23 protein-coding genes are annotated in these 20,129 nt (G+C 73.0%); 14 read left to right on the forward strand and 9 right to left on the reverse strand.

The features are described from left to right. Nucleotides 1–4 precede the first annotated feature (4 nt). The 4 genes from fliS (at nt 5) to flgL (ending at nt 3,112) form a co-directional block, all read left to right on the forward strand. Complete coding sequence (gene fliS, locus FB474_RS18425; RefSeq protein WP_141790313.1) at nt 5–412, forward strand: flagellar export chaperone FliS; 408 nt, start codon at nt 5–7, stop codon at nt 410–412. After that, nucleotides 409–705: a hypothetical protein gene (locus tag FB474_RS18430; RefSeq protein ID WP_141790314.1), complete on the forward strand. Its 297-nt coding sequence runs from the start codon at nt 409–411 to the stop codon at nt 703–705. The genes fliS and FB474_RS18430 overlap by 4 nt, the downstream gene beginning before the upstream one ends. 72 nt (nt 706–777) lie before the next feature. Then, nucleotides 778–2,202, forward strand: coding sequence for a flagellar hook-associated protein FlgK (flgK, locus tag FB474_RS18435; protein ID WP_141790315.1), 1,425 nt, complete (start codon nt 778–780; stop codon nt 2,200–2,202). A 13-nt stretch (nt 2,203–2,215) separates the two neighbouring features. Then, a complete protein-coding gene (gene flgL, locus FB474_RS18440) occupies nt 2,216–3,112 on the forward strand; it encodes a flagellar hook-associated protein FlgL (RefSeq protein WP_141790316.1) in 897 nt (298 codons plus the stop codon). 226 nt (nt 3,113–3,338) lie between these two features. Here flgL and FB474_RS18445 read toward each other — a convergent pair whose 3' ends face one another. The 9 genes from FB474_RS18445 to FB474_RS18485 form a co-directional block, all read right to left on the reverse strand. Next, on the reverse strand, nt 3,339–3,821 hold the full coding sequence (locus FB474_RS18445) for a hypothetical protein (RefSeq protein WP_141790317.1): 483 nt from the start codon (nt 3,819–3,821) through the stop codon (nt 3,339–3,341). A 12-nt stretch (nt 3,822–3,833) separates the two neighbouring features. Further along, the gene (locus tag FB474_RS18450; protein WP_141790318.1) at nt 3,834–4,196 is read right to left on the reverse strand and encodes a response regulator; all 363 of its coding nucleotides are present in this window, start codon (nt 4,194–4,196) and stop codon (nt 3,834–3,836) included. Continuing rightward, the gene (locus FB474_RS18455) at nt 4,196–4,687 is read right to left on the reverse strand and encodes a chemotaxis protein CheX (RefSeq protein WP_141790319.1); all 492 of its coding nucleotides are present in this window, start codon (nt 4,685–4,687) and stop codon (nt 4,196–4,198) included. Before FB474_RS18455 ends, FB474_RS18450 begins: the two co-directional genes overlap by 1 nt. Next, nucleotides 4,684–5,514: a CheR family methyltransferase gene (locus FB474_RS18460; protein WP_141790320.1), complete on the reverse strand. Its 831-nt coding sequence runs from the start codon at nt 5,512–5,514 to the stop codon at nt 4,684–4,686. Before FB474_RS18460 ends, FB474_RS18455 begins: the two co-directional genes overlap by 4 nt. Further along, the gene (locus FB474_RS18465) at nt 5,511–6,629 is read right to left on the reverse strand and encodes a protein-glutamate methylesterase/protein-glutamine glutaminase (protein ID WP_141790321.1); all 1,119 of its coding nucleotides are present in this window, start codon (nt 6,627–6,629) and stop codon (nt 5,511–5,513) included. Before FB474_RS18465 ends, FB474_RS18460 begins: the two co-directional genes overlap by 4 nt. Next, complete coding sequence (locus FB474_RS18470) at nt 6,626–7,003, reverse strand: response regulator (protein ID WP_141790322.1); 378 nt, start codon at nt 7,001–7,003, stop codon at nt 6,626–6,628. Before FB474_RS18470 ends, FB474_RS18465 begins: the two co-directional genes overlap by 4 nt. 119 nt (nt 7,004–7,122) lie before the next feature. Next, on the reverse strand, nt 7,123–8,796 hold the full coding sequence (locus FB474_RS18475) for a methyl-accepting chemotaxis protein (RefSeq protein WP_246092606.1): 1,674 nt from the start codon (nt 8,794–8,796) through the stop codon (nt 7,123–7,125). 73 nt (nt 8,797–8,869) lie between these two features. Continuing rightward, nucleotides 8,870–9,304: a chemotaxis protein CheW gene (locus FB474_RS18480; RefSeq protein ID WP_141790323.1), complete on the reverse strand. Its 435-nt coding sequence runs from the start codon at nt 9,302–9,304 to the stop codon at nt 8,870–8,872. Beyond that, nucleotides 9,301–11,490: a chemotaxis protein CheA gene (locus tag FB474_RS18485; RefSeq protein ID WP_246092607.1), complete on the reverse strand. Its 2,190-nt coding sequence runs from the start codon at nt 11,488–11,490 to the stop codon at nt 9,301–9,303. The genes FB474_RS18480 and FB474_RS18485 overlap by 4 nt, the downstream gene beginning before the upstream one ends. Nucleotides 11,491–11,784: 294 nt before the next feature. Between FB474_RS18485 and flgB the strand changes: the two genes are divergently transcribed. Genes flgB through FB474_RS18535 form a run of 10 tightly spaced genes read left to right on the forward strand, consistent with a single transcriptional unit; the run spans nt 11,785 to nt 20,125 of the window. After that, nucleotides 11,785–12,141, forward strand: coding sequence for a flagellar basal body rod protein FlgB (flgB, locus tag FB474_RS18490; RefSeq protein WP_141790324.1), 357 nt, complete (start codon nt 11,785–11,787; stop codon nt 12,139–12,141). Next, complete coding sequence (locus FB474_RS18495; protein WP_141790325.1) at nt 12,141–12,539, forward strand: flagellar basal body rod protein FlgC; 399 nt, start codon at nt 12,141–12,143, stop codon at nt 12,537–12,539. The genes flgB and FB474_RS18495 overlap by 1 nt, the downstream gene beginning before the upstream one ends. Before the next feature lie 4 nt (nt 12,540–12,543). Beyond that, complete coding sequence (fliE, locus tag FB474_RS18500) at nt 12,544–12,843, forward strand: flagellar hook-basal body complex protein FliE (RefSeq protein ID WP_141790326.1); 300 nt, start codon at nt 12,544–12,546, stop codon at nt 12,841–12,843. Beyond that, nucleotides 12,840–14,456 (forward strand): flagellar basal-body MS-ring/collar protein FliF, encoded by a 1,617-nt coding sequence (gene fliF / locus FB474_RS18505; RefSeq protein ID WP_141790327.1) that lies wholly within the window; start codon nt 12,840–12,842, stop codon nt 14,454–14,456. Before fliE ends, fliF begins: the two co-directional genes overlap by 4 nt. 2 nt (nt 14,457–14,458) lie before the next feature. Then, entirely contained in the window at nt 14,459–15,472 is a 1,014-nt protein-coding gene (gene fliG, locus FB474_RS18510) for a flagellar motor switch protein FliG (RefSeq protein WP_141790328.1), read from the forward strand. After that, nucleotides 15,456–16,190 (forward strand): FliH/SctL family protein, encoded by a 735-nt coding sequence (locus tag FB474_RS18515; protein WP_141790329.1) that lies wholly within the window; start codon nt 15,456–15,458, stop codon nt 16,188–16,190. The genes fliG and FB474_RS18515 overlap by 17 nt, the downstream gene beginning before the upstream one ends. Continuing rightward, the gene (locus FB474_RS18520) at nt 16,187–17,485 is read left to right on the forward strand and encodes a FliI/YscN family ATPase (protein ID WP_246092608.1); all 1,299 of its coding nucleotides are present in this window, start codon (nt 16,187–16,189) and stop codon (nt 17,483–17,485) included. The genes FB474_RS18515 and FB474_RS18520 overlap by 4 nt, the downstream gene beginning before the upstream one ends. Further along, nucleotides 17,482–17,913: a hypothetical protein gene (locus FB474_RS18525; protein WP_141790330.1), complete on the forward strand. Its 432-nt coding sequence runs from the start codon at nt 17,482–17,484 to the stop codon at nt 17,911–17,913. The genes FB474_RS18520 and FB474_RS18525 overlap by 4 nt, the downstream gene beginning before the upstream one ends. After that, nucleotides 17,910–18,899: a transglycosylase SLT domain-containing protein gene (locus FB474_RS18530; RefSeq protein WP_141790331.1), complete on the forward strand. Its 990-nt coding sequence runs from the start codon at nt 17,910–17,912 to the stop codon at nt 18,897–18,899. The genes FB474_RS18525 and FB474_RS18530 overlap by 4 nt, the downstream gene beginning before the upstream one ends. Further along, nucleotides 18,896–20,125: a flagellar hook-length control protein FliK gene (locus FB474_RS18535; protein WP_141790332.1), complete on the forward strand. Its 1,230-nt coding sequence runs from the start codon at nt 18,896–18,898 to the stop codon at nt 20,123–20,125. Before FB474_RS18530 ends, FB474_RS18535 begins: the two co-directional genes overlap by 4 nt. Nucleotides 20,126–20,129 lie beyond the last annotated feature (4 nt).

Raw genomic sequence — 20,129 nt, forward strand, 5'->3', positions numbered from 1 at the left:
CACGATGACCTACGCCGCAGCCGCACGAGCGCGCTACGCCCAGGAGTCCGTCGGCACCGCCTCCCCGGCCCGCCTGGTCACCATGCTCTACGACCGGCTCGTGCGCGACCTCGGTGCCGCCGAGCTGGCCCTGGCCGTGCCCGACCTCGAGGCCGCCCACCACCAGCTCGTCCACGCCCAGGACATCGTCGGCGAGCTGGCGAACGGCCTCGACCTGAGCCTCTGGCCTGAGGGCGAGGGGCTGGCCCAGCTCTACGCCTGGCTGCTCCAGCGGCTCACTGCCGCGAACCTGCGCAAGGACGCGGCGATCGTGGCCGAGTGCCGCGACATCGTCGAGCCGCTGCGCGACGCCTGGCACGAGGCCGCTGCGGCCCAGGTCCCCTCGGCGCTGCCGCAGGCCGCCCACGCATGAGCGCTGAGCGTTGGCGGCAGGTGCTCGACGACTTCGAGGCCTGCCTCGTCGAGCAGGAGTGCCTGCTCGACGAGGACCCGTATGCCGAGCTGGTTGCCTTCACCCCGCCTGCCGGCCTGGGGCCGATGCCCCTCGAGGTCAGCGAGCGGGCCGGCCAGCTGCTGCTGCGCGCCGGGCAGCTTGGTGACCGGGTCGCCGGACAGCTCGCCGGCGCCGGACGTCAGCTCGCACTGGCGAACCGGATGGCGGGCGACCCGGGCGACCGGCCGGCATACCTCGACCAGATGGTCTGACCGGCTCAGGTGAGCACCCGCGAAGCCGATAGGAATGGGCAGGGTCCTTCCGTCGGCGACAAGGTGGGTGTGATGTCAGGCTTCTCCAGCCTCGGTCTGGGTGCGCGCGCACTGTCGGCGGCTCAGCGGGCGTTGGACGTGACCGGCCAGAACATCAGCAACGCCAACACCGCCGGCTACTCGCGACAGCGGATCGAGCAGGTCGCGGCGGGTGGGTCGGTGGTGCCGGCGATGTGGTCGCGGAGCACGAGCCCCGCGGACGGCGTCGTCATCACCGGCATCACCCGGATCCGCGACGAGTTCGCCGAGGCGCGGGCGCTGTCCGCCCAGGGCGACCTGTCGCACCTGAGCACGGTCAAGCAGACCTACGGCGACATCGAGACGACCTTCGGTGAGCCGAGCGACACCGGGCTCCAGGAGCAGCTGTCGGCCTTCTGGGGGTCGTGGCACGACATCGCCACCAACCCGACCGACGACGCTCCGCGCTCCCAGATGCTCGAGCAGGCCTCCACGCTGGCAAGCACCTTCAACGGTCTCAGCAGCCGGATGAACCAGCAGTGGCTCGACTCGCGGGAGCAGCTCGTCGCGACGGTGTCCGACGTCAACTCGATGGCCGCGGACGTGGCCCGGCTCAACGCCGCGATCCGGTCGGCGGTGACCGCCGGCAACCCGGCCAACGAGCTGTCCGACCAGCGCGACCTGCTGGTGATGAAGCTCGGCCAGGCGGTGGGCGCGACGGCCACCGCCGGCGCGGACGGCGTGGTCAACGTCAACCTCGGGGGCAGCCCGCTGGTGAGCGGTGACCGCACCCGCGCGCTCCAGGTCGCCGGCCCGACGAACCACACGCCCAGTGCGACGAACGAGCTGTCGCTGCAGTGGGCCGCTGACGGCTCCGCCGCAGTGGGTGGCGGCAGCGTGCAGGGCCTGCTCGACGCCGTCAACACGACCCTGCCGAGCTACCTGACCGCGCTCGACGGCATCGCCCGGTCCGTGATGTCGGCCGTCAACCAGCAGCAGGCCAAGGGCTACGACCGCACCGCTGCGGCCGCGCCGCCCAGCTCTCCCCCGAACGGGCAGGCGATCTTCGCCGGCACGGGGGCCGGCGACATGGCGGTGGCCATCTCCAACCCGCAGCTGGTGGCCGCATCGGCGGCACAGCCGCCTGCGTACGACGGCGACAACGCCAGCGCCATGGGCCTGCTGGCCAACCTGCCCGCGATCCCGGCCTCCGGCAGCCCGATGCCGCCCGGACCAGATGCGACCTACCGCAGCCTGATGGTGCAGCTCGGGGTGCAGGCGCAGAGCGCCAACCGGCAGACGGACCTGCAGACCTCGGTCGCGGGCCAGCTCGAGGACGCCCGCACCGCCGCGTCCGGGGTGAGCCTCGACGAGGAGATGACCAACCTCGTGAACTACCAGCACTCCTACGAGGCGGCGGCGAAGTTCGTCACGACGATCGACTCCACGCTGGACACCCTCATCAATATGACCCGCTGAAGGCAGGACTGACATGTCGTTTCGCGTGACGCAGGGAACGCTCGCCCGGGGGGTGCTGGCCGGCCTGCAGACCAACATGACGCAGCTGCAGCGCACCCAGGAGCAGCTCTCCTCCGGGCGCAAGCTCAACCGCCCCTCGGACTCACCCGTCGACACGGTCTCCGCCATGCAGCTGCGCGCGGACAAGGCGCGCACCACGCAGTACGGCCGCAACGTCGACAACGGCCTGTCGTGGCTGTCCACCGCCGACACCACGCTGGGCCAGGCCACCGACATGGTCGACCGGGTCCGCCAGCTGGTCGTCTCCGCCGGCAACGGCGCGCTCCCGCAGGAGTCCCTGGACGCGATGGCCAAGGAGATCGACCAGATCCGCGACGGCCTGATCCAGCTCGGCAACACCCAGTACGCCGGGAAGTACGTCTTCGGCGGCACGATGACCGAGACGCCGCCGTTCGACAGCACCACCGGCGCCTACGGAGGGAACACCTCGGCCGTGAACCGCACCGTCTCCGATGACCCGAAGTCGGGCACGGTCGCCGTCAACGTGCCGGGCAGCACGGTCTTCACCTCGATGCTGGACAGCGGCACGGGCATCCTGGACAGCATCTCCTCGGCGCTCAAGGCGGGCAACGTGACCGCGGTCAACGCCCAGCTGGGCAACCTCGACGCGGCAGCCTCCGCGATGCGGTCGGTGCAGAGCACCGTCGGCGCGAAGGTCAACCGCCTCGAGTCGATCCAGACCCTCGCCAACGGCCACCTCGACACGATCACCAACGGCCTGGCCAACGCCGAGAACATCGACCTGCCGAGCACGATCATCCAGCTGCAGATGCAGCAGAACGCCTACCAGGCGGCGCTCGGCGCGACGGCCAAGATCATCCAGCCCTCGCTGATGGACTTCCTGCGCTGACAGCCCCGCGGGACACGCTCTCCGTATGCCGTGAAGGCCGCCTCCCAGCCGGGAGGCGGCCTTCACGCTGTGGTGGGCACACGGCATACCGGGGGTGACGACCACACCGGCCCCGGCGCCTGGCAACCCCTCGTTTGCGCCAGCAGCCCTCGGGACGCACGCGGGGTCACCGCGACAGCCTGGGGGTTCGCGGGCAAACCAGGGGTCCGCGGCGGGGAGGAGCGCGTCAGTTGGGGAGGACGACCGCGAGGTGGCCGAGGCCGTAGCCGTCGATGGCCAGGCGCAGGTCGACCCGCCGGGTCACGCGGCGCACCAGCGGCACCAGGTCGGCCGGCGGGGTCTCGTCGGGGGCGACCACGGAGTACAGCTTCAGGTGCGGGGCGTTGGGCACGTTGAACAGCCCGGCGAAGACGTTGATGACCTCGGCGAAGTTGTCCAGCAGGTTCTGCTGGATGTAGCGCCCCTCGATCGCGGCGTCGGCGCCGGCCCGGGGCACCAGGGACAGGGCTGCCCCGGCGCGCGCCACGAGCTCCAGGTCGGCGCAGACCACGGCGCCGGTCTTGATGTCGTCGGTGACGTAGACGCCGATCGCGCAAGGGCGGATCAGGGTCGGCACCACCGGCTCGAGGCAGGGGGAGATGTCGACGTCGCGGCCGAGCAGGTCTGCGAAGAGGTCACGGATCCGCTTGGGCGGGGGCAGGATCGTCATGGAGCAGCAGCCTCAGGCCATCACGGGCAGCAGGGCGTCCCGGAACGTGTCGGGGTTGAACGGCTTGGCGATGAGGAACAGCGCCCCGGCCCGCTCGGCCCACTCGCGCATCTCTGCCGAGCCCTCGGAGGTGACGAACCCGAACGGCGTCTGGTCGCCGGAGCGGCGCAGTGCCGAGAGCAGCTCGATGCCGGTCATGTTCGGCATGTTCCAGTCCGAGAGCACCAGGTCGGGCCGGGTGTCCTTGACCGCCTCGAACGCCTCACGCCCGTCAGCGGCCTCGCTGATCTGGTGGCCCTCGAAGCCGGCCTGGCGCAGGGTGCGGATGACGATCATGCGCATGGCGCGGGAGTCGTCGACGACGAGGATGTGCATCAGGAGAGGATCCGTTCTGGGGTAGCAGCGGACGGGACAGCGGCAAGCGCGTACAGGGCGATGAGGACCGGCTCGCCGTCGCAGGAGAGGAACACCTCGGCCAGCGGCGGCCGGGTCAGGTCGCGGGGGTCCTCGACGCCTCCGTCGAGGACGGTCGGCAGGGACAGCCGGTTGGAACCGGGCAGCAGGCCCTTGACGTTGCCGCCCACGACGTTGGTCAGCTCGCCGAGGGCGTCGGCGACCTCGGCCTCGCCCACCTCGTCGGCGCCCATCATGAACATCGCGGCCGCCATGGCGCGGGCGCCGGCGCCGGAGGTCTGCACGCCAACCACGCCGTGCGCGTCACCGCTGACGGTCACGACCGCGGTCGCGACCTCCTCCGGGCAGGCGTCCGGGGCCTGCGCCACCGTGATCTCGAGCCCGAGCAGCGAGCTCCAGACGTCGCGCGCGATCTCCTCGATCTCGGCGAGGTCCTTGGGGTCCAGCGTCATGCCGCAGCCTTCCCGTCGAGGCGGTAGACGGTCGCCCCGCCCACGGTCGTCCGTGTGAACCGCTCGTCGACGTTGATCGTCGTCTCGGCCGCGCCGAGGAACAGGTAGCCGTCGGGGGCGAGCAGCTGCCCCACCCGTTCGAGGACCTGCGCCTTCGTCTCGGCGTCGAAGTAGATGAGCACGTTGCGCAGGAAGACCACGTCCATGGTCCCCAGCGGGGGAAAGGGGGCAGCCAGGTTGAGGGACCGGAAGCTGACCATCGCGCGCAGCTCGTCGCTGATCTGCCACCCGTCCTCGACCCGGCTGAAGTGCGCCTCGCGGGCCTGGGGGGAGAGCCCGCGCTTCATCTCGAAGTCGGTGTAGCGCCCGGCCTTGCCCCGGGTCACCATCTCCTCCGACAGGTCGGTGGCGACCAGGTCGAGGGTCATCCCCTCGGCGGCCAGCCGCGGGGCGACCGTCATCGCGATGGAGTACGGCTCCTGGCCCGAGGAGCAGCCGGCCGACCAGACGCGCACGCGGCCCTGGCCCCGTCGGGCGGCGACCAGCCGGTCGAGCACCCCGTTGCCCAGCGCCTCGAACGGCGTCCGGTCGCGGAACCACGAGGTCTCATTGGTGGTCATCGCGTCCACGACGCGGCGGCGCAGCTCTCCGCTGGCCTCCTGGCGCAGCTCGGCCACCAGGGCCGGCAGCGACCCCAGGCCGGTATCGCGCGCCAGCGGGGTCAGGCGCGCCTCCACGAGGTACTCCTTGCCCTTGGGCAGGGAGATCGCGGACTCCCGCTGCACCAGCCCGGAGACGAACTCGAAGTCGCCGTTGGCGATGGTCATGGCTGGCCTCCTGCTGCCAGGGGCCGGTCCGTGCGGGGCGCCGGGGGGCGGAAGTCGGATCGGCCGTCGGCCACCGCGGCCAGCAGCACGTCGGCCATCTGGTCCAGCGGCAGCACCCGGTCGGCCAGGCCGGCGCCGACGACGGCGCCGGGCATGCCCCACACGGTCGAGCTGGCCGCGTCCTGGGCGAGGACGCGCCCGTGCCGGCTGTAGACAGCAGCGGACCCGCGCCGACCGTCGTTGCCCATCCCGGTGAGGACGAGCGCCAGCGTGCCGGGGCCGTAGACCTCGGCCGCGGAGCGGAACAGCGGGTCGACGGCCGGGCGGCAGAAGTTCTCCGGCGGGTCGGCGGTCAGCTTGACGTAGACGTGCACCTCGCGTCGGGCGATGGTCAGGTGGCGGTCGCCGGGGGCGATGAGCACCTGGCCCGGCTGGATGACCGAGCCGTGGGCGGCCTCGCGCACGTCCAGGGCGCAGTGCTTGTCGAGCCGCTCGGCCATGAGCCGGGTGAACATCGGCGGCATGTGCTGGACCACCAGCACCGGGACGGGCAGGTCCGCGGGCAGGGCCGGGAGGATCCTCTCCAGCGCGCCGGGCCCGCCGGTGGAGGCGCCGATGACGACGACGTCGACCCGACCCTGGCCCGAGGCGGCCGGGGCGGGGACCGCCTCACCGGCCGCGGCCGGGGCCAGCCGTGGGGCGAACGGGCGGCCGCACAGGGCCACGATCTTGGGCGCCAGCTGGGCCCGCACGACGGCGATGGCCTCCGGTGCGTTGGCGACGTGGGCCGGTTTGGGCAGGTAGTCGCTCGCACCCAGGGCCAGCGCGTCCAGCGTGGCGCTCGCACCGCGCTCGGTCAGCGTGCTGAACATGACGACCGGGAGGTGAGGGCGCGAGATACGGATGCGACGCAGCGTCTCGAGCCCGTCCATGACCGGCATGTCGATGTCGAGCACGACGCAGTCGGGGGCGAGCTGGTCCAGCTTGTTCAGCGCCACCTGCCCGTTGGGGGCGGTGCCGAGGACCTCCAGGGCCGGGTCGGCCGACAGCGCCTCGGACACCATGCGCCGCACGACGACCGAGTCGTCGACGACGAGCACGCCGATGCGGCTCATCGGGGCGCGCCCGCCAGGCCGAGCACCTGCAGCTTGGCGGCGATGGTGTCGGGCGTGAACGGCTTGATCACGTAGTCGTGGGCGCCGGCCGCCAGGGCACGCACGATCTGGGCGCGCTCGCTCTCGGTGGTGACCATCATCAGCGTGATGTCGCGGTAGGCGGCCGTCGACCGGCACACCGCCACGAACGCCAGGCCGTCCATGACCGGCATGTTCCAGTCGACCAGGGCGATGTCCGGGCGGATGCCCTCGGCGAGCAGGTCCAGGGCCTCCTGGCCGTCGCCCGCCTCGAGGACGTCATAGCCGTGCGAGGCCATGATCCGGCGCAGGATCATGCGCATCGCGCGGGAGTCGTCCACGACGAGAGCGAGCACCAGTCCTCCTGTCACCGGTCACGGGCCATGCCTTCGAGTGCCCCATCGGCACGACGGCGGCGGACCTGAGCCACCGGGAGTGGTCGGGTCCACCGCCGTCGCGGGGGAGCGTGCGCGCGTCAGTAGCGGAAGCGCGCCACCATCGTCTGCAGCTCGCTGGACAGGTGCGCCAGCTCGGCCGCCGCCTGCTGCGTCTGCGCGACGCCGGCGGTCGTCGTCTCGGCCGCGGTCGCGACGCCGTTGATGTTGTTCGCGATCTCGGTGCTGCCGGTGGCGGCCTCGTGGACGTTGCGGTTCATCTCGTTGGTCGTGGCGGTCTGCTCCTCCACGGCCGAGGCGATCGTCGTCTGGAAGTCGCTGATCCGGCCGATGATGTCGCCGATCTCGCCGATGGCCCGGACCGCCACAGCGGTGTCGCCCTGGATGGTCTGGACCCGGTGGGCGATGTCGTCGGTGGCGCGGGCGGTCTCGCGGGCGAGCTCCTTGACCTCGTTGGCGACCACGACGAACCCACGCCCGGCGTCACCGGCGCGGGCCGCCTCGATGGTGGCGTTGAGGGCCAGCAGGTTGGTCTGCTCGGCGATCTGGGTGATCACCTTGATGACGTTGCCGATCTCCTGGGAGGAGTCGCCGAGCTTGCCGACCTGGGCGTTGGTCTCGGCCGCGTGCACCACCGCGGACTGCGCGACCCGCGCCGCCTCCGTGGCGTTCTGGGCGATCTCGTGGATCGAGGCGCCCATCTCCATCGAGCCGGCGGCGACGGTCTGGACGTTGCGGCTGACCTGCTCCGAGGCGGCGGCCACGACGTTGGCCTGGGCCGAGGTCTCCTCGGCGCTGGCGGCGATCTGCTGGCTGGTGGCAGACAGCTCCTCGGAGCTGATCGCCAGGGTGCCGGCGCTGGTGGCCATCGTGGCGATCGCCCGGCGCAGGCTGGCGACCGCGGTGTTGAGGTCCTGGGCCATGGTGCCGACCTCGTCGTGGGAGTCGACCCGGGCGGTCTGGGTCAGGTCGCCCTCGGCGACGGCGCGCAGCACCCGGCTGACCCGGCGCAGCGGGCTGGTGACCAGGTGCGCCAGGAACATCGCCAGGCCGACCGCGAGGGCGACCCCGACCAGCAGCCAGCCGATGATGAAGGTCACCGCGTTGCGGAACGTGCTGTCCGAGCGGGTCACCGTCATCTGGGCGTCGGACTGCTCCACGGTGGTCATCTGGTCGATCAGGCCGAACGCCTGCTCGGTGGCCGGCGCCAGCTTGTCCTCACGCACCTGCGCGTACTTCGCCCGGTCGCCGGCGATGACCATCGGGATGGCGGTGGAGTCGCGGGTGAGCCGGTAGTCGCTCCACACCGACTGGAACTTCGTGACCAGGTCCTTGCGCGCGGCGTGCGCCATGTAGGCGGTCATCGCCGTGTCCAGGACGGTGTCCTGCTCGTGGATCCGGTTGAGCCAGTCCTGGCGCGAGGACGCCGACGTCGCCTCGGCGAGGTTGGACATGTCGATCCAGCTCTGCTGCGCCTGCTTCTGCATCGCGGCGAGCTCGGTGATCGGGACGAGGTTGTCGCGCTGCAGGCTGTGCACGGAGGAGTTGACCGTGTCCAGCTTGACCACCGACAGCACCACCACGCCGATGGACACCACTGTCACGAGCAGCACGACCATCTGGATCTTGGTGTTCATGCGCCGGTTGGCGAACCAGCCGCGGAACCGGTCACGCTTGCGTCGCCGCGAGACCGTCGCCTGCACGTCCTCCACCTCCGGCGTCGTCTGCCCATCCGTGGGCGTCGTGTCGGCCATGGCCGTGGTCCTTTCGTTGTCCATCCGTGGTCTGGGGTGCGCGCCGCGCGCGCGGGGGAGCCGGTATGCCGGGTCAGGCCGGCGCGGTGACCCGCACCGCCTGCTCGACGTCCAGCACGAGCAGCAGCCGGTCGGGCAGGCGGCAGGTGCCGCTGATGAGGTCGGCCGGCGGCCCGGTGAGGGCCTCGGGCGGCGGGTCCTGCTGGTCCTCGTCGACCTCGAACACGTCGCCGGGGGCGTCCGCGACGAGCCCGACGACCTCGCCCTCGTGCCGCACCACGACGGTGACCGCGCCGGGACCCGGTCGCGGCTCGAGCCCCAGCCGGGTGCGCAGGTCGAGGACGGTGACGACCTGCCCGCGCAGGTTGGCCAGCCCGAGCACCGCCGGCGGGGCGAGCGGGACCGGGGTGATCCGCGGTGTGCGGATGACCTCCTGGACGTGCTCGACGTCCAGGCCGAACAGCCCGTCGTCGACGGTGAACGAGGACAGCTGGCGGGTGCCGTTCACGAGGGCACCGCCATCCAGTCGAGGGTCGCCGGCGCGGCCGGCTCGTAGAAGAGGGGGTCGGCGGCGAGCACGGCGCCGCGCACGTCGAGCAGCTCGGCGACCTGGCGGCCCACGACCACCGAGCCGTTCAGGCCCGGACCGCCGAGGTCGCTGCTCACGCCGTCGAAGTCGTCGCTGATGTCGTGGATGGCGCTGACGACCAGGCCGACGCTGCGCCCGCCCTCGCTGTAGACGACCACCTGCACCCGCTCCTGCGGACCGGGGTCCTCGACCACGCCCATCACCCGGGCGAGCCGGGCCAGGGGGAGGATGCCGTCGCGGTACTGAATGACCTCCCGGCCGCCGACCTGCTCCAGCGTCGCCGTGGACAGCTCCTCGATCCGGTGCACCGCGGCCAGCGGCACCGCCACCCGGCGGTCCGGCCCGACCCCCACGATGAGGAACGCCTCGCGCTCCTGCTCCACGGTGACCTGCTCGGGCTCGGCGGCGCCGGCCAGGTCCCGGGCCGCGCCGAGCACCCCGCTGCGGTGCCCCAGCGCCGTGACGTCCAGGATCAGCGCCACCGCACCGTCGCCGGAGACCATCGCCCCGGCATACAGCCCGATGCCGGTGAGCTGGGAGCTCAGCGGCTTGACCACGATCTCCTCGGTGTCCACCACCCGGTCGACGACGATGCCGAACTGGCGACCCTCGCTCTGCACGACCACGACCGAGACGGTGCCGTCCGCGCGCCGGCACGACGTCAGGCCCAGCGCCGCATCGAGGTGCACCAGCGGGAGCAGCCGGCCGCGCAGCCGCAGCACGGGCACGCCGGAGACGTCCTCGATCGTGGTGCGCACCTCGCCGGCGGGCACCGCGACCAGCTCGACCAGGCTGAGCTGGGGGATGGCCAGGCGCTGGCCACCGGTGGCGACGGTCAGGGCGGGGATGATGGCCAGGGTCAACGGGATCTGCAGGGTGACGGTGCTGCCGAGGCCGGGGACGCTGCGCAGCGCGACCGTCCCGCCGACCTGCTCGATGTTGGTGCGCACCACGTCCATGCCGACGCCGCGACCGGAGACGCTGCTGACCGCCTCGGCGGTGGAGAATCCCGGCTGGAACACCAGCGACGTGGTCTCCTCCAGCGAGAGCGCGGCCAGCTGCTCGGGGGTGAGCAGGCCCCGCTCGACCGCCTTGAGCCCGATCCGCTCCGGGTCGATGCCCCGGCCGTCGTCGGCGATCTCGACGTGGACCTTGCCGCCCTGCTGGTAGGCCCGGAGCCAGATGACGCCCTCGGCGGGCTTGCCGAGGGCGACGCGTTCCTGCGGGGGCTCGATGCCGTGGTCGACGGCGTTGCGGACCAGGTGCGTCAGGGGGTCCTTGATCGCCTCGAGCAGCGAGCGGTCCAGCTCGGTCTCGCGGCCCTCCATCTCCACGCGGACCTGCCGGCCGCAGACGACGCCGAGGTCGCGCACGACGCGCGGCATCCGGCTCCAGATGTTGCCGATCGGCTGCATGCGCGTCTTCATGACGCCCTCCTGCAGCCCGGCGGCGATGACGTCGAGGCGGTGCGCGGTGTGCATCAGGGCGGGATCGGCGATCGTGCCCGCCTGCTGCACGATCCGGTTCCGGGTCAGGACCAGCTCGCCGACCATCTGCATCAGCTCGTCGAGCACGCCGATGTCGACGCGGATGGTGTGGTCGGCCACGCCTCGGCGGCTGTCCACCTCGGTCTCGCCGCCGTCGTGGTCGGCGGGCTCCGGCGCGGGGGCCGCGGCAGGACGGGGCTGCCCGGACGGCGTCGCGTCGGGGTTCGCGCTCTGCAGCCGCTCCAGCCGGGCGACGAGGCCGGAGAAGTCGTGCTGGCCCTCCGCGCCGGTCGCCTCGATCGAGGCCAGCACGGTCCGGATGGCGTCGACCAGGTCCAGCAGGGCCGCCGCGCGCTCGAAGTCCAGCTCCAGCTCGCCGTCACGCAACCGGCTCAGCAGGCCCTCGCCGACGTGGCTGACCTGCTCGAGCTGGGCGAACGCGAGGAAGCCGCTGGTGCCCTTGATCGTGTGGATGGTGCGGAAGATGCCGGCCAGCAGCTCGCGGGACCCGGGGTCGCGCTCGAGCTCGACCAGGTCGCGGTCCAGCTGGTCGAGGTTCTCGTGGGACTCGACCAGGAACTCCTGGACGATCTCCTCCATCTCGGAAAGCTCGAACACGGTCCCTCCTTCGAGCTCCTCGCGCGTCGCGTCCGTGCGGTGCGGTCCGCCTCACCTATCGGCGGGCACGGGCCGCAGGTGAGGGATTCGGGCCATGAGCGGCCCTCTCGGCGACCACGCGGCATACCGCGTTGTGCCAGGACTTGGCACAAGTCCTCAGGTCGCCGGGGGGTGCGCCGATGAGGGGCCCGGTCACGGATGACCAGCAGCTGCCACGGACAGGCGGTGAACCCCTGCCCACAGGCCCCTCCCGAGGGGCCTGATCCGTCGACTGCTGCTGGAGGATTGACCTCAATGCCGGAGCCTCTCGGCGACGTCACGATGAGCGCACTGCACCAGGCGCTTTCGGGCCTCGCCCTGCGTCAGCGCACCATCGCGGACAACGTCGCGAACATCGAGACCCCCGGCTTCCTCGCCGGCAAGGTCGACTTCGAGGACAGCCTGCGCAGCACGCTCGCGGCCGGGGGTGACCCGGCGGCCGCCACGCCGAGCCTCGCGCGCTCGCTGGAGCCCACCCGCACCAACGGCAACAACGTCAACCTCGACGAAGAGACGCTGGCCGGCGAGCAGACGAACCTGTCCTACTCGCTCGCGATCGAGGCCATGACGGCCAAGTTCAGCCAGCTGCGCATGGCGATCGGGAGCAACTGATGGGCATGTTCGACGCGATCAACAACGCCGGCTCCGGGCTCGTGGTCTACCGCAAGTGGCTGGACGCCGTGTCCGACAACGTCTCCAACATCAACGACGTCTCGCCGACCAGCGGGCCGGCGTTCCAGGCGCGCTACGTCGTGGCGCAGGCCCAGGACTACGGCAACGCCGGTGGCGCCAAGGTCGGCGGGATCGAGCTCGGCAGCGCCGAGGGCCGGCTCGTCTACCAGCCGGACAACCCGCTGGCGGACAAGGACGGCAACGTACGCCTGCCCGACATCGACCTCGCCGACCAGATGGGCCAGCTGATCATCGCCCAGCGCGCCTACCAGGCGAACCTGTCGGTCGTGCAGCGGGCGCAGGACGCCTACCAGGCCGCGCTCGGACTGGGGAAGTGACGCGATGATCCCTCCCATCTCCGCCATCGGCGCGCTCCCCGTGCCCCAGGTGGCCGCCCCCGCTGCGGCCACCGCCACCCCCGGCGTCGACTTCGGTGGCCTCGTGTCCAACAGCCTGCAGCAGCTGCAGGACCTGCAGAGCACCAGCGACAACCTGGCGGTCAAGGCCGCCACCGGTGACCTGACCGACATCCACGACTACATGATCGCGTCCAACGAGGCCTCGGTGGCCACGAGCCTGACCGTGGCCGTCCGCAACAAGGCCGTGGACGCGTTCACCGAGATCATGCGGATGCAGATGTGAACGGCTTCGACCCGAGGGCGCTGATGGCGCGCGCCCGCAACCTGTTCTCCGGCTTCACCACCGGCCAGAAGGCGATGACGGCGATCGCCGTCGTGGCGGCCGTCGTCGGTGGCACCTTCTTCGTGTCGTGGGTCTCCCAGCCGACGTACGCCCCGCTGTTCACCAGCCTGTCCTCGACCGACGCCGCCGCGATCACCGCCAAGCTCACCGAGGCCAAGGAGCCGTACCAGCTCGCCGACGGCGGCACCACGGTGCTCGTGCCGCAGGCCGACGTCTACCAGCAGCGGATCAACCTCAGCGGCCAGGGCCTGCCCGCCGGCGGCGGCAACGGCGACGGCTACTCGCTGCTGGACAAGCAGAGCCTGACCACCTCCGACTTCCAGCAGAAGGTCACCTACCAGCGGGCGCTGGAGGGTGAGCTGCGCAAGACGATCGAGTCGATCGACGGGGTGCAGGCCGCGGTCGTGCACCTGGCCCTGCCCGAGCAGGACGTCTTCACCAGCGACGCCGCCAAGCCCACCGCCTCGGTGCTGGTCAAGACCGCGCCGGGCACCTCGCTGACCAGCAGCCAGGTCGAGGCCGTCGTGCACTTGGTCTCCTCGGCCGTGCCCAAGCTCGACGCCTCGGCGGTCACCGTCGCCGACGCCAGCGGCCAGGTGCTCAGCGCCGCGGGGCAGGACGGGGCCTCCTCGGCCCTGAACGACGCCCGAGCCCAGCAGAGCCGCACCGCCTCCGACGCCACCGCCGCCGCCGTGCAGTCGATGCTCGACAAGGTCGTCGGCCCCGGCCACGCGGTCGTGCGCGTCGACACCTCGCTCAACTACGACCAGCAGACCATCGACCGCGAGGAGTACCTCGTGGACAAGAAGCAGGTCCCGCTGACGACGAGCACCAGCAAGGAGACGTTCAAGGGCAACGGTTCCGCCGTCGGCGGCGTCCTCGGCCCGGACAACATCTCCGTGCCGAGCGGCACCGGCGGCTCCGCCTCGACGTACACCAAGGAGTCCGGCGACCAGACCAACGCCGTGGGCACGCAGAAGACCCACACCACCGCGGCGCCGGGGCAGGTCAAGCGGATGACGGTCGCGGTCGTCCTCGACGCGGCCACCACCGGCTCGGCCGACCCCAAGCAGATCAGCGCGCTGGTCGCCTCCGCGGCCGGGCTGGACACCGCCCGTGGCGACGTCGTCACGGTCGACAAGCTGCCGTTCGACACCAAGGCCGCGGCCACCGCGGCCAAGGAGCTGGCGCAGGCCGAGTCGGACAAGCGCACGTCCGACCTGATCAACCTCGGCAAGACCGTCGGTCTGGTCCTGCTGCTGGCCCTGGCACTGTTCGTCTTCGCCCGCCGCAGCCGCAAGGTCGAGCGGACCCCGGTCGACCTCGGCGAGCTCGAGGCCTACCGCGAGGAGCGGGCCCAGCTCGCCCGGCCGCAGACCCTGGCCATCGACTCGGGCCTGGGCTCCCCGGTCGCGCTGGAGGCGCCGAAGCCGATCTCGCCCGAGGCCGAGATGCGGGCCGCGATGCACGACGAGATCAGCCAGTTCATCGATGACCAGCCCGACGAGGTGGCCCGCCTGGTGCGCGGCTGGCTCGTCGAACGGAGGCCCTGACCATGACCTCGATCGACAACCTCTCGGGGCTGCGCAAGGCGGCCGTGCTGCTCGTCCAGGTCGGCAAGGAGCAGTCCGCGCAGATCCTCAAGGGCCTGCGCGAGCCCGAGGTCGAGGCCCTCACCGCGGAGATCGCGCGGCTCGAGGAGATCGACGTCGAGACCAGCGACGCCGTGCTGCGCGAGTTCCAGGAGCTGGCCGCCGCCCGCCACTACTACAGCCAGGGCGGCATGGCCTACGCCGAGGAGGTCCTCGTGGCCACCCTGGGCGCGGACAAGGCCAAGGCGGTGCTGGCCCGGCTCACCTCCACCATGGTGGAGATGCCGTTCGAGTTCCTGCGGCGCATCGACCCCCGGATGGTGCTGTCGTTCCTGCAGGACGAGCACCCGCAGACGATCGCCCTCGTCCTGGCGCACATGGCTGCCGACCAGGCCGCGGTCGTGCTCTCCGGCCTGCAGGAGGACCTGCAGGCCGACGTCGCCCACCGCCTCGCGGTGATGGACCGCACCTCGCCGGAGATCGTCAAGCAGGTCGAGGCCCACCTCGAGCGTCGCCTCTCGACGGTCCTGCAGAGCAGCGACTACTCGGCCGTCGGCGGCCTGCAGCCGCTGGTGGAGATCATCAACCACTCCGACCGGGCCACCGAGCGGCTCATCCTGCAGGGCCTGGAGGTCCGTGACAGCGAGCTGGCCGAGACCGTCCGGGCCCAGATGTTCATGTTCGAGGACATCGTCATGCTCGACGACCGCTCGGTGCAGGTCCTGCTCCGGCACGTCGAGACCAAGGACCTGGCCGTGGCGCTCAAGGGCGTCAAGGCCGACGTCAAGGACAAGATCACCCGCAACATGTCCGAGCGCGCCGGCACTGCGCTCGTGGAGGACATGGAGGTGCTCGGCCCGGTGCGGCTCAAGCAGGTCGAGGAGGCCCAGGCCGTCGTCGTCCGGCAGATCCGCGAGCTGGAGGAGGCCGGGGAGATCCTGATCTCGCGAGGGGGCAGCGATGAGTTCGTGGTCTGAGAGCCTCCCGCGCACGGTGGTCATGCGCGGGACGGACGCCAGGGCGGTGCGCCCCGCCCGCATCGGTGCCGACCTGCGCTCCACCCCGTGGGTGAGCACGCACGGTGCCGACCCTCGCCTGTGCGACCCGACGCTCGAGGCGGTCGTGGCCGAGGCGGCGAGCACCGCCGCCGACGAGGCCCGCACCGCCGGCTTCGAGGACGGCCTGCGCGCCGGGCTCGAGCAGGGGCGGGAGCAGGCCCGGATCGAGCTCCAGGCCGAGCTCGCCGCCGTCGCCGCCCGCGAGGAGCAGGAGCGGCAGGTGCGCGCGGCGCAGCTGGCCGCCACCCTCGCCACCCTGGCCCAGGCGGCCACCGCCCTCGCGCAGCGGGAGGCGCCCGCCGTGGAGGAGCTGCACCGCAACGGTGCCGTCATGGCGGTCGAGATCGCCGAGGCCCTCGTGGGCCACCACCTCGAGGTGGCCGAGTGCCCGGCCCGTGAAGCCGTCGAGCGGGCGCTCTCGCTCGCGCCGGCCGGCGGCGTCGCGGTGGTGCGCCTGCACCCCGACGACGTGGAGGCCGTCGCCGCCCGCGGCCCGCTCGCCCCCGACCGCAACCTGACCCTCGTCGCCGACCCGCAGGTCGAGCGCGGCGGGTGCGTCGTCGACGCCGGCGAGCGCCGCATCGACGGCCAGATCGGGCCGGCGCTGGAGCGCGTCCGGGCGGTGCTCGAGTCGTGAGCGCCCTGCTGGACGCCCTGGTCCGCGCCGCAGCGCCGGAGGTCACCGGGCACGTCACCCGCGCGGTGGGCCTGTCCATCGACGTCGCGGGGCTCGACCTCGCCGTGGGCGAGGCCGTGTCCATCGCCGGCGACGACGGCCCGATCCTCGCCGAGGTGGTCGCCCTGCGTGAGGACGTCGCCACCTGTATGCCGGTCTCGGACCTGCGCGGGGTGCGCCGCGGCGCGCCGGTGGTCACCACCGGCGGCCCGCTGCGCGTGCCGGTCGGTCCGGGCCTGCTCGGCCGCGTCGTGGACGCGCTCGGCCGGCCGATGGACGGCGGACCTGCGCCGACCGATGTGACGCTGACCGGGATCGAGGGGGCCGCCCCGCCGGCCATGCGCCGCAGCCGGATCGACACCCAGCTCGGCCTCGGCGTGCGCGCGCTGGACACCCTCGTCCCCTGTGGCCGGGGCCAGCGCATCGGCATCTTCGCCGGCTCCGGGGTCGGCAAGTCGAGCCTGCTGTCCATGATCGTGCGGGGCACCCAGGCGCCGGTGTGCGTGCTGGCCCTCGTCGGTGAGCGCGGCCGTGAGGTGCGCGAGTTCGTCGAGCGCGACCTGGGACCCGAGGGCCTGGCCCGGTCGGTGGTCGTCGTGGCCACCTCCGACGAGCCGGCGCTGGTCCGGCTGCGTGCCGCCTCCACGGCGACCCGGATCGCCGAGTGGTTCCGCGACCGCGGCGAGGACGTCCTGCTGGCCATGGACAGCGTCACCCGCGTGGCCATGGCCCAGCGCGAGGTAGGCCTGGCCGCCGGGGAGCCGCCGGCCACCCGGGGCTACCCGCCGTCGGTGTTCGGCCTGCTGCCGCAGCTGATGGAGCGCGCCGGCACCGCCGAGCGGGGCAGCATCACCGGGCTCTACACCGTCCTCGTCGAGGGCGACGACATGAACGACCCCATCGCCGACGCGGCCCGCTCGATCCTCGACGGCCACGTCGTGCTCGACCGCCGGCTCGCGACCTCCGGGCACTTCCCCAGCATCGACGTGCTCGAGTCGATCTCCCGCAGCGTCAACGCGATCACCAGCCGCGACCAGCGCGCCGACGCGACCGCGCTGCGCCAGCTGCTGGCCGCCCGCCGGGACGCCAAGGACCTCGTCGAGATCGGCGCCTACGTGGCCGGGTCCAACCCGCTGGTCGACCGGGCCCTGCGCCAGGCGGACGCCATCGACGGCTTCCTGCGCCAGGACGTCGAGGACGTCACAGGCCTGCCGGACGCGTGGGCCGCCCTGCACCACCTGGCGGTGTCCCCGTGAGCCGTCGTCCCCGTTCGCGCCTGGCCACGCTGCTGCGGGTGCGCCGGATCGCCGAGGAGGCCGCCCGCGCCCAGCTCGGTGCCGCCGCCGCCCAGCGGGCCCTGGCCGCTACCGCGCTGCAGCGCTCGCGGGAGCAGCTGGCCGACGCCTCGGCCCTCGACGCGCCGGCCCCGGTGGAGCAGTTCGTCTGGGGGCGCTCCCGGATGGAGGCCCGTGCCGCGTCGGTGCACCGTGCCGTCGTCACCGAGGCCGCCTCCCGTCAGGCGCTGGAGGAGAGCCGCTGCCTGTGGAGCGAGGCCGCCCAGCGGATGACCGCGATCGAGCGGCTCGAGGAGCGCGTCCGTGAGGCCGAGCGCCTCGAGCGGCTCGCGCAGGACCAGCAGGTGGCCGAGGAGATCGCCGCCACCCGGGCAGGGGAGGGGCGATGAGCGTCGACCTGTCCGGCCTGGTCGCGGTCCAGTCCCGGATGCTGACCATCCAGAGCCGGTTCGCCACCGTCTCCGGGGCCACACCCGCCGCCGGCTCGAGCGACACGTTCGCCTCGCGGCTGGCGGCCGCCACCGCCGACACGGGCACCGACTCGACCGTCGGCGGGGCCGACCCGGCGTCGGCCACCACCTCCGCCACCGGTGACCAGGTGGTCGCCGACGCGCGCCGCTACCTCGGCGTCCCCTACGTCTGGGGCGGCACCGACCCGCAGCAGGGCCTGGACTGCTCTGGGCTGGTGCAGCGGGTGTACGCCGACCTCGGCGTCGACCTGCCGCGGGTGGCGGCGGACCAGGCCAGTCAGGGGACGCCCGTGGCCTCCCTCGCGCAGGCCCGGCCCGGCGACCTGCTCGCGTTCGGTGACCCGGTCGACCACATCGGCATCTACGCCGGCAACGGCCAGATGGTCGTGGCCCCCAAGACCGGGGACGTGGTCAAGGTCGAGGCCGTCTACCGCACCCCGACCGCGATCCGGCGGATCCTGCCGGACACTGCGACCGCGTCGACGGCGTATGCCGGCGCGGCGACGGGTGCGCTGGCAGCCGCGCCCGCGGCCTACCGGGACCTGTTCACCGCGGCGGCCGCCCGGCACGGTGTGCCGGCGAGCCTGCTCGCGTCGGTGGCGCGGGCCGAGAGCGGGTTCAACCCCTCGGCGGTCAGCCACGCCGGCGCGCTCGGCCTCATGCAGCTCATGCCGGGCACGGCGCGCAGCCTCGGCGTCAACCCGCTCGACCCCGGCCAGGCCGTCGACGGGGCGGCGCGGCTGCTCGCCCAGGACCTGCGCACGTTCGGCTCGACCGAGCTGGCGGTGGCCGCCTACAACGCCGGCCCGGATGCGGTCCGCAGCTACGGCGGCGTCCCGCCCTATGCCGAGACCCGCGCCTACGTGCAGCGGGTGCTGGCCTACCAGAACGGAGGTGTGGCGTGACCGCTGCGATCCCCGCCGGTGCCGGTCCGGTGCTGCCCGGGTCCGCCCCGGGCCGGGCCGCCACCGACCCCGCCACCGACGCGACGTCGGTGGCGTTCCAGGCTGCGCTGTCGGCCGTGCTCCCGGTGCCCGTGTCGCAGGACGCCGCGACGCCGGCTCCGGCGGCCGGCCCTGCCGGGGTGCCGTCGGCAGGCGGTGTGACGGCTCCGGGCGCTGGCCCGGCGCTGTCCGCCGGGCCCGCCTTCGTGGCGCCGTCCACCCCCGAGCCGGCGGACCCGGCGGCAGCTCCGGCGCCGGGTGCTGCGGCACCCGGTGGGCAGGTCTCCGCGTCGGTCGGCGCAGCGCCCTCGACCGCCCAGGCGGCCGGCGTGCAGTGGCTCGCCCCGGCGACGCCGGTCGTCGGCCCCGACGCCTCCGCTGCTGGAGCGGTGCCCGCCGCTGACGCAGGGACGGCCGCAGCGACCGACGCGACGGGCCGGCCCCGCGCCGTCGTCACGGGGCAGGCCCCCGCCTTCGTGCCCGCCCCGGCCGCCGGTGCATTCGTGGTGCCGAGTCCGGGCGACCGTCAGTCGGCCGTCGAAACGCCTGCGGCGCAACCGGATCCGGCGCTGACGGCCGCTGGGGTGAGCGGGGCGGCAGCCGCGCCTGGCGGCGGAGGCGAGGCGCGGGATACCGGCTCGTCGGGCTCCGGCGACCGCCCGCGGACCGTCCTCACCCCGCCCGTGACGCCGGCCTTCCACCCGGCCGCCCCGGCGCACGTGACCGCGGTCGAGCTGACCGCACCGACCACCGAGGCGCCGGCCGGCGCGCCGGAGCTGCCGCACCACCAGGTGATGACCGCGGTCTCGCCGCTGCTGCGCGGGCCGGACGGCGAGCAGTCGCTGCGGCTCCAGCTCCACCCCCAGGACCTCGGCGCCGTCAACGTGACGGTGGAGCTGCGCCGCGGCGAGGTGGCCATCCACCTGCACGCCGCGGACGGTGCCGCCGCCGACCTGCTGCGCGACCACCTGCCCGACCTGCGCCAGCAGCTCGAGGACCAGGGCCTGCGGGCCGGAGCCCTGCAGGTCGACACCGGCAGCGCCGGGTCGGCCGACCAGGGCAGCGGACGCCAGCAGCCCGTGCGACCGGACCTGCCGGCGCCGGGCCGGACCCCGGCCCCGACCAGCCCCACCAGCCACCCCACCACCGCACCGGCGGCCGCCGGCGCGCTCGACCTGAGAATGTGAGGCA

It is taken from the genome of Oryzihumus leptocrescens (genome assembly GCF_006716205.1).
In the GTDB taxonomy this organism is placed as follows: Bacteria; Actinomycetota; Actinomycetes; order Actinomycetales; family Dermatophilaceae; genus Oryzihumus; species Oryzihumus leptocrescens.

Bases quoted from the DNA above. Each gene is read 5' to 3' on its own strand.
- fliS (WP_141790313.1), top strand. From the start codon at position 5: ATGACCTACGCCGCAGCCGCACGAGCGCGCTACGCCCAGGAGTCCGTC.
- FB474_RS18430 (WP_141790314.1), top strand. From the start codon at position 409: ATGAGCGCTGAGCGTTGGCGGCAGGTGCTCGACGACTTCGAGGCCTGC.
- flgK (WP_141790315.1), top strand. From the start codon at position 778: ATGTCAGGCTTCTCCAGCCTCGGTCTGGGTGCGCGCGCACTGTCGGCG.
- flgL (WP_141790316.1), top strand. From the start codon at position 2,216: ATGTCGTTTCGCGTGACGCAGGGAACGCTCGCCCGGGGGGTGCTGGCC.
- FB474_RS18445 (WP_141790317.1), bottom strand. From the start codon at position 3,821: ATGACGATCCTGCCCCCGCCCAAGCGGATCCGTGACCTCTTCGCAGAC.
- FB474_RS18450 (WP_141790318.1), bottom strand. From the start codon at position 4,196: ATGCACATCCTCGTCGTCGACGACTCCCGCGCCATGCGCATGATCGTC.
- FB474_RS18455 (WP_141790319.1), bottom strand. From the start codon at position 4,687: ATGACGCTGGACCCCAAGGACCTCGCCGAGATCGAGGAGATCGCGCGC.
- FB474_RS18460 (WP_141790320.1), bottom strand. From the start codon at position 5,514: ATGACCATCGCCAACGGCGACTTCGAGTTCGTCTCCGGGCTGGTGCAG.
- FB474_RS18465 (WP_141790321.1), bottom strand. From the start codon at position 6,629: ATGAGCCGCATCGGCGTGCTCGTCGTCGACGACTCGGTCGTCGTGCGG.
- FB474_RS18475 (WP_246092606.1), bottom strand. From the start codon at position 8,796: ATGGCCGACACGACGCCCACGGATGGGCAGACGACGCCGGAGGTGGAG.
- flgB (WP_141790324.1), top strand. From the start codon at position 11,785: ATGCCGGAGCCTCTCGGCGACGTCACGATGAGCGCACTGCACCAGGCG.
- FB474_RS18495 (WP_141790325.1), top strand. From the start codon at position 12,141: ATGGGCATGTTCGACGCGATCAACAACGCCGGCTCCGGGCTCGTGGTC.
- fliE (WP_141790326.1), top strand. From the start codon at position 12,544: ATGATCCCTCCCATCTCCGCCATCGGCGCGCTCCCCGTGCCCCAGGTG.
- fliG (WP_141790328.1), top strand. From the start codon at position 14,459: ATGACCTCGATCGACAACCTCTCGGGGCTGCGCAAGGCGGCCGTGCTG.
- FB474_RS18515 (WP_141790329.1), top strand. From the start codon at position 15,456: ATGAGTTCGTGGTCTGAGAGCCTCCCGCGCACGGTGGTCATGCGCGGG.
- FB474_RS18530 (WP_141790331.1), top strand. From the start codon at position 17,910: ATGAGCGTCGACCTGTCCGGCCTGGTCGCGGTCCAGTCCCGGATGCTG.